Origin of the sequence: Enterobacter sp. PL1, from assembly GCF_945957325.1 — a bacterium.
Classification (GTDB): Bacteria; Pseudomonadota; Gammaproteobacteria; order Enterobacterales; family Enterobacteriaceae; genus Enterobacter; species Enterobacter roggenkampii.
In genome coordinates this window covers 24,893-31,419 of the sequence record NZ_CAMFKT010000035.1, presented here as the reverse complement: position 1 = coordinate 31,419, position 6,527 = coordinate 24,893, and the positions used below count along the sequence as shown (strand labels likewise).

The 6,527-nt window shown below is 49.0% G+C and carries 10 protein-coding genes; 9 read left to right on the top strand and 1 reads right to left on the bottom strand.

All coding sequences use genetic code 11. The features are described from left to right. Nucleotides 1-31: 31 nt before the first annotated feature. The 8 genes from N6P30_RS21965 (at nt 32) to N6P30_RS21930 (ending at nt 5,242) form a co-directional block, all read left to right on the top strand. On the top strand, nt 32-265 hold the full coding sequence (locus N6P30_RS21965) for a DinI-like family protein (RefSeq protein WP_103142136.1): 234 nt from the start codon (nt 32-34) through the stop codon (nt 263-265). A gap of 415 nt (nt 266-680) precedes the next feature. Then, nucleotides 681-881, top strand: a complete 201-nt coding sequence (locus tag N6P30_RS21960) for a hypothetical protein (protein WP_103142138.1) — start codon at nt 681-683, stop codon at nt 879-881. Further along, the gene (locus N6P30_RS21955) at nt 872-1,240 is read left to right on the top strand and encodes a RusA family crossover junction endodeoxyribonuclease (protein WP_103142139.1); all 369 of its coding nucleotides are present in this window, start codon (nt 872-874) and stop codon (nt 1,238-1,240) included. Before N6P30_RS21960 ends, N6P30_RS21955 begins: the two co-directional genes overlap by 10 nt. Then, the gene (locus N6P30_RS21950) at nt 1,240-2,259 is read left to right on the top strand and encodes a DUF968 domain-containing protein (RefSeq protein ID WP_154827378.1); all 1,020 of its coding nucleotides are present in this window, start codon (nt 1,240-1,242) and stop codon (nt 2,257-2,259) included. Before N6P30_RS21955 ends, N6P30_RS21950 begins: the two co-directional genes overlap by 1 nt. A 12-nt stretch (nt 2,260-2,271) precedes the next feature. Beyond that, nucleotides 2,272-2,877, top strand: coding sequence for a hypothetical protein (locus N6P30_RS21945; protein ID WP_154827377.1), 606 nt, complete (start codon nt 2,272-2,274; stop codon nt 2,875-2,877). A 1,227-nt stretch (nt 2,878-4,104) separates the two neighbouring features. Next, on the top strand, nt 4,105-4,320 hold the full coding sequence (locus tag N6P30_RS21940; RefSeq protein WP_023292747.1) for a class II holin family protein: 216 nt from the start codon (nt 4,105-4,107) through the stop codon (nt 4,318-4,320). Continuing rightward, nucleotides 4,320-4,856: a lysozyme gene (locus N6P30_RS21935; RefSeq protein WP_023292746.1), complete on the top strand. Its 537-nt coding sequence runs from the start codon at nt 4,320-4,322 to the stop codon at nt 4,854-4,856. Before N6P30_RS21940 ends, N6P30_RS21935 begins: the two co-directional genes overlap by 1 nt. Continuing rightward, nucleotides 4,853-5,242 carry a DUF2570 domain-containing protein gene (locus N6P30_RS21930; RefSeq protein WP_032637667.1) on the top strand — a complete coding sequence of 130 codons (390 nt, stop codon included), beginning with the start codon at nt 4,853-4,855 and terminating at the stop codon, nt 5,240-5,242. Before N6P30_RS21935 ends, N6P30_RS21930 begins: the two co-directional genes overlap by 4 nt. Before the next feature lie 181 nt (nt 5,243-5,423). Here the strand turns inward: N6P30_RS21930 and N6P30_RS21925 are convergent, their stop codons facing one another. Continuing rightward, on the bottom strand, nt 5,424-5,780 hold the full coding sequence (locus N6P30_RS21925; protein ID WP_126287421.1) for a hypothetical protein: 357 nt from the start codon (nt 5,778-5,780) through the stop codon (nt 5,424-5,426). Between the two features lie 172 nt (nt 5,781-5,952). On the opposite strand from N6P30_RS21925, the gene N6P30_RS21920 reads away from it, so the two are divergent. After that, nucleotides 5,953-6,312 carry a cell envelope integrity TolA C-terminal domain-containing protein gene (locus tag N6P30_RS21920; RefSeq protein WP_023292743.1) on the top strand — a complete coding sequence of 120 codons (360 nt, stop codon included), beginning with the start codon at nt 5,953-5,955 and terminating at the stop codon, nt 6,310-6,312. The last annotated feature ends 215 nt before the right edge of the window (nt 6,313-6,527 follow it).

Genomic DNA, 6,527 nt, shown 5'->3' with positions numbered 1-6,527 from the left:
AAACATACAGTTTTTTGCGGTGGAGGCGCTTATGAAAGTTGAATTAACCATTGATCGTACTAAAGAACTTCCAGAGGGTGCAGTCCCGGCACTTGAGAGAGAATTTTTAAAACGACTCCAGAGTCAGTTCGATGAGTGCTGTCTGATTGTGCGTCGCGCAGGTTCCGATGGGGTAAGTGTTTACGGTGGCGAAAAAGAAGCTAAAAAGACGGTTGAGGAAATCCTCCAGCAGACCTGGGAAAGTGCAGACGACTGGTTTTATTGAAACAGCATGCAGAAATTTTCCAGTTTGGAGGGGAGATTGGTGGAACAAAAAGAAGAATTACCTAAGAAGGGCTATGCGGTCATCAGATGCAACGATGGGGTTATCGTTGCGCGACTGCACTCATTTCCTGATAGTGGTCGCGCGCTCATGTACAGACGTGGGGATGAAGTATCATTTATGCCGTTACAGGATGATGAGATAGTAGGAACACCGTCACTCTTTACGCAAATGCTTGAACGGGCTGGTTATCGCGTTTCCAGGAATTCTGTTACACTCCCGTCATAGGCCTGAACACCCTATACCTGCTGCGCCACTGGAGAGAAACCATGGCGCAAACACCAAACCCGAATAAATGCCTACTGACCCCTCAACGGGCCAGCATTTTTCTTTTGATGTCACTCCTGCAGGAGGCGGCATGAAGAAAAGCTGGTTCACTCACACCGGGCTGACAACCGAAGAAGCCAATGAACTGGTGGCTCGCTACAAGTCTAAAGGCGTCCCCGTCGAGAAAAGCCTCGATATTGACCCTCGTCTTTGGATAGTCAGCGCATTACTACCTCAGCAAAAATCCTCAGCTAAGACAGCGCAAAGTATGCGTTCCCGGGCATGGAGGTGATCGTGACAGTCTACAACATCCTCCCGATGGGTAAGCCACGCATGACGCGTGCAGACAAATGGAAAAAGCGCCCTGAAGTTATGCGTTACCGGGCCTTTTGCGATCACGTCCGGCTGCTGGGCATTTACATGCCAGAGTCAAATTCACACGTTACCTTCGTTCTTCCGATGCCGAATAGCTGGAGCAAAAAGAAGCGCGCAGAGATGAACGGGCAGCCCCATCAGGGTAAACCCGATCTTGATAACCTGATGAAGTCTTTGATGGATGCGCTCTTCGAAGACGACACGCATATATGGGATTCAAGGATAACAAAGCTCTGGGGCGAGAACGGGCAGATCATTATCAGGGAGAGCGAGTGATGCGTGCGCTTCTTCAACCTGTGATTGCACGGGAGCTGGGTGTCGTACTTTTGAAGCCAGGAAGAGAGCTGATGGAATTGTTCACCGCAGGTAGAGTATTAATCGAGCGCCAGCCAGAAAGTATGGCTGGATATCAAACTGGTCGCGTTTCGGACGCGCGGCAGCCACTGGCTGAAAACGAGCAGCTGCGAAGCTTCTTTCTGAATGAAAAGGTCCTGACTGCAGCTGGTGGTATAAGTGGGCTTGATTACTGGTTGCTAAAGCACGGCGCCGGAAATTGCCAGTTCGCTCACAGTGAATACCACTATCACGAACTAACCATTATGCACCATGAGCCTGGCTCCATCCTGCTTTGTGGCTATTGTGATAACCACTTGCGAGAGCAGCGTACCGAAGCACTGGCAGAGCTGGCACGCAGAAATGTAATTGCCTTTGTTCTGGATTCGGTTCGTATTTCACTCGCTATCGACAAAAGCCGCGAGATTTCCCTCGCTGAACTCTGCTGGTGGGCAGTTCGTAAAGGGGTTACTGATGCACTTCCAGAATCCTGCGTTCGTGAAGCGCTTCGTTTACCTCAAGAAAGGAGGATTGGTCGTGAAAGCGATATTACGCCTTCAGTATCGGCCACCAGCATCCTCGGGGAATTAGTTTCATCCGCTGACCTGCCTGATGCGCTGACCGAACCTCTGGTGGGGGTGATGGTGGATCCGGCGCCGCCTCAGTCTTTCATGCGTCTACCAAAGCGTCTTCGCTGGGAAAGTCGCGATTATCTAAATTGGGTGAAAACACAGCCCTGTGAATGCTGCCAGCAGCAATCAGACGACCCACATCACTTAATCGGATGGGGGCAGGGTGGCATGGCGACAAAAGCGCATGACATCTTCTCCATACCACTTTGCCGAAAGCATCACACCGAACTGCATAACGACCGACTGGCATTCGAGCGCAAATATGGCTCGCAGCTGGAAATGATCATTAGAGTGCTGGACCGGGCCTACGCGCTCGGCGTTCTGGCGTAAGGAGCGAACAGGATGACACCACGTCAACGCCGTAATCATATTGAAGCGCTGGGTAAAGCAGCGAGTGCGCCGCGTAAAAGCTGGTTGGGTAAAAGCATGCTTCTTACAGGTATTCAGTCGGCATGGATTAAATCATTGCTGACAACATGGGGCGAGGGGGTAAGCGGTGGGACAGCCCCACGATTGCCTCGCGCTCATGCATGCTGGGATGTTCTTAAGGGCGGGCGATGGTCGGATAAGGCATTGTCTCGCTTTACAGCTGCACTGGAACAAGCTCGAGCAGAAGGATTCAGAGGGCCGCAGGTCTTAAATCGTGCTCACGCCATTTTGTGGCCACAGCCCGCCACCAGTATCATTGATGAAGCTATGCGCGATGATGACGTTGATTTTGTCGAGCAGTCAGTGCTTCAGGCGCTTGATGTAAATGACCCGGTTTATATCGTCGGTCTGCAGTATTACACCACACGCAAAAAAATCTCAGACATTACACGGGAGTTACAGTCTATTGCACCGTGGCTAACGGATTGGGAGGCCAGAAAACGAGTTCGCTGGTGCCTGGAGATATTCAGGGCGAAGGTCTTTTTATCTACGCGGAAACTCCTGGCTGAGCAGAGCTGAATGATTGGGTTTTAACTTTTCGTGCTCTAATTCTATTTATATATTGAAAACGAGCCAGGAAGTTAGATAATTCATTCATGCTTGGCAGAGCTGCGCCGCGATGGCAGCGAACTTAAGCGACAATTTGAATATAACGAAAGCCCCGCCGGTCGGGGCTTTTGCTTTACGGCGATACGACAGGGGTATTCGCGAAGGTGCATTGCACCAGTACCCCTGTCGTATCGCCGAACTAACCAGATATATTCGAAGTAGAAAAATTTTAATGGCCCGGTATTGCAAGCTATGGTTCATCTCTTGTGTTGACAGTTTGTTGATCCAGTTTGAATTAAACTGCGTACAATAAATGAACAGGGAGAATGTATTGTTAAAGATACTCAAAACGCTGGCGTTGGTAATCTGTTTTGTGGTTAGCTGTGCAATGTACTTTCATCTCTATGTAGTGATGAATAAGGATTGTATTGGGAATACCACAGAAGAGGTGACCTATGGGCGTCTGGATGATTGCCCTGATACTGATTGCCAGCCTTATAGCTGGAGTTGTTATTTACATTGATGTTATCTCGGATTTCATTATCGATGCCAATTTCCTTCATCTCCTATAGATGTTTTTGCGTGAGCGCTGCTTTTCGCAAAATTGCTGTGTGAAAATACTGACCCTTGGGTTCAGCGCTCATCCAAAAGCATCTCGTCAATATCCAACTAACCGGGGTGGTTTGTTGGATGAGGTGCCTCAAATTCAAATAGCCTAGCTTCGGCGAGGTTTTTTCATTTGTAAGACCTCTATCAGGAAGCGATGTCTAATCTCATTGACCGAAGGAATAAGTACAGCGTAATTTATTTCTGTGGTGAATCCTTTCTAAGCGAAAGGGCGTTCCAGTCGACTGCTATCTGCAGGTATGCGCGCGGCTTTGCTGACTGGGGTAGAGTCACCGGGAGGCACCCGGCACCATGACAACAATAATACAAGCTTCAAATTCCTTGAGAGCCTGCCATAAAAAGCAGGCCTTTTTTTATGGTTTTGCAAACTGCTGCTACTCTTTGAATTGTGGGAAGTAACTGAATGCCCTGTGGTTCTCCTGGACCGATAGTGAATCAGCCGATACAGCTTCACTCCTGAGCATAGGCCTTACTCACACCTACCTTACAAATAGTCAACTCATTAGCCCGCCTTCAAAAGCGGGCTTTTTTTATTCTCACGACAGCACCCGCATAGAGCGAGGTGAGAGCATGTATCGAATGGACAAAATAACTACTGGCATTTCCTACGGCGCATCGGGAGGTAGTGCCATTTACTGGTTTAGAAGACTTCTTGACGGTTACTCCCCAGAGCAGTGGGCGGCTATAGGTGTTATCGGTAGTTTACTGTTCGGCTTGCTCACCTTTCTCACCAACCTGTATTTCCAAATCAAAGCAGACCGTCGAAGAGCTGCGCGAGGTGAATGATGTCTAATAAATCAAAACTCAGCGCAGCAGTGCTGGCACTAATCGCATCAGGTGCATCTGCTCCACTCATTTTTGACCAGTTCATCAGCGAGAAAGAAGGCAATGCGCTGGTGGCCGTTGTTGATCCGGGTGGGGTCTGGTCTTTATGTCACGGCGTGACCGTCATCGATGGCAGGCGTGTTGTTAAAGGCATGACGGCCACTGAAGAACAATGTCGCAAGGTTAACGCTATTGAACGCGATAAGGCATTAGCCTGGGTTGATCGCAATATCAAAGTGCCTCTGACAGAGCCACAAAAGGTAGGCATTGCGTCCTTCTGCCCGTACAACATTGGTCCCGGGAAATGCTATCCATCGACATTCTACCATCGCATCAACGCTGGTGACCGTAAAGGGGCATGCGAAGCAATCCGCTGGTGGATTAAAGACGGTGGCCGTGATTGCCGACTAACCAAAGGCCAAAAGAACGGCTGTTACGGTCAGGTCGAGCGGCGCGTCCAGGAAAGCGCACTGGCATGCTGGGGGATAGATCAGTGAACCGCCTTACCGCCATTATCTCCGCGGTGTTGGTGTGCCTGATTGTCTGCCTTGGCTGGCTGGCAATGCACTACCACAACGCTGCCAGTCAGCAGCAGACGCGCGCAGAAACCGCAGAGCAGCAGATTAACGCCGCTGAGTCAGTGACCTCTAACGTCCTGACCAACATGACCATTTTCAACACCATCTCCGAGGTCAACCAGCATGCAAAAGAGCAGATCGCACTGGACGCATCGGGAGCATCGGCAGATATCAAGGTTGCTGTTGCGAACGATGATTGTGCTCGCCGCCCTGTTCCTGATGGCGCAGTTAAGCGGCTGCAGCAATACGCGGACGGTTTACATCAAGGTGCCGGTGGTGCCGCTTCCGGCAAACCTCACGGCTGAGACGCCTTACCCGGCTATCCTGGATCCGATGTCATGGGGGCAAAGTCTGGACCTGAATGTCAGCCTGCTTTCTGCGCTTGGGCAGTGTAACCGCGACAAGGCCGACATAAGGCAGGCTGAGAAAGCAAGATCCAGCCAATAAAGGCACTTCAGTAGTTCTTCACTGAGTGCCTTAGATTTCTCATCCAATTTCGGCAATTAGTTGTGTAAATCGGGCCTCAGCCTCTTGGAGGGTAGAGCAAGAAATATTACCCTCAAATTTTAGTTTTGTCCCATCGCTACGAACCCAGATATTCGCAACATCATGTTTGAGGATATCGCCGATCTCAAACGCAACATCCTCTGGTGCGCGTGCCGCAGAAAAATACCTGCCTCCGTCGCTCTCGAAGAGATAAACGACTAAATGTGCGTGGTCAATCGCATGCTTCTTGATAACAACGTAATGCATTACATCAACCATTAATCCTCCTTGGTAAAGATGTGATTCCTTGACAGGAATGATTTCTCTGTAGGAGCTACTTCGGATAGTGGCAGCCATTACAAAGCTCGCCTGCTGGTGGGCATGTCGTGCTGTAGAGCGTCTAGTTGCCGACTGTTAAGCATTACATCAGGCCCTGTGTAGATGCCTGCAATACAAAGTAAGAATAGCTCGTTCATTCTTCGTTTGTATATATGTTATAACTTCGGAAACATTTAGTAAGGAGCGCAGAATGAGTAAGTTTTTATGTTTCCTCGTATTATTCCTGGTGGGATGTCAGGGGCCAAAACAACAAACATTAACACCAAAGCAGAGACAGGAGTTCCCCATAATCAATCAATGGGCTGTAAAATTTAAAGAGGCAGTTGAAAGTAGATTTCCATATGCCAGTAGATATGTCGGAGATACATGCACTATCCGTGTTCATCAGCCGAAAGGAACAAATAAAATCACCAATATGCATGTAGTAGAAGGGAACCCGGAATTGTGTAAAGCGGCAGTTAAAGCTATACAGACCGCCAGTGATGATGGTTTATTACCCCTTACGCCGGAGCTTATCGGTGAGGAGTTTCCGTTGGATTTCAAACCATAGACGCGTCTCAGAACCACTATAACTTTTGTATTGCCTTCGCCATCGCAATACAGCAGACATTCACGGAGTGCCTGTGATAATGCTTTCAGAAGAGTATACGCTGCCTTATCATACAGTTTTTATAACTGTATGATAAGGATGCTTATGTTGTATTTTCTAGTGTGGGAGATTTACTCCGCTGATTGGATTTTAGTAAAGAAGGGGAATGTCTTCCT

Bases quoted from the DNA above. Each gene is read 5' to 3' on its own strand.
- N6P30_RS21945 (WP_154827377.1), top strand. From the start codon at position 2,272: ATGACACCACGTCAACGCCGTAATCATATTGAAGCGCTGGGTAAAGCA.
- N6P30_RS21950 (WP_154827378.1), top strand. From the start codon at position 1,240: ATGCGTGCGCTTCTTCAACCTGTGATTGCACGGGAGCTGGGTGTCGTA.
- N6P30_RS21940 (WP_023292747.1), top strand. From the start codon at position 4,105: ATGTATCGAATGGACAAAATAACTACTGGCATTTCCTACGGCGCATCG.
- N6P30_RS21960 (WP_103142138.1), top strand. From the start codon at position 681: ATGAAGAAAAGCTGGTTCACTCACACCGGGCTGACAACCGAAGAAGCC.
- N6P30_RS21955 (WP_103142139.1), top strand. From the start codon at position 872: ATGGAGGTGATCGTGACAGTCTACAACATCCTCCCGATGGGTAAGCCA.
- N6P30_RS21920 (WP_023292743.1), top strand. From the start codon at position 5,953: ATGAGTAAGTTTTTATGTTTCCTCGTATTATTCCTGGTGGGATGTCAG.
- N6P30_RS21935 (WP_023292746.1), top strand. From the start codon at position 4,320: ATGTCTAATAAATCAAAACTCAGCGCAGCAGTGCTGGCACTAATCGCA.
- N6P30_RS21965 (WP_103142136.1), top strand. From the start codon at position 32: ATGAAAGTTGAATTAACCATTGATCGTACTAAAGAACTTCCAGAGGGT.
- N6P30_RS21925 (WP_126287421.1), bottom strand. From the start codon at position 5,780: ATGGCTGCCACTATCCGAAGTAGCTCCTACAGAGAAATCATTCCTGTC.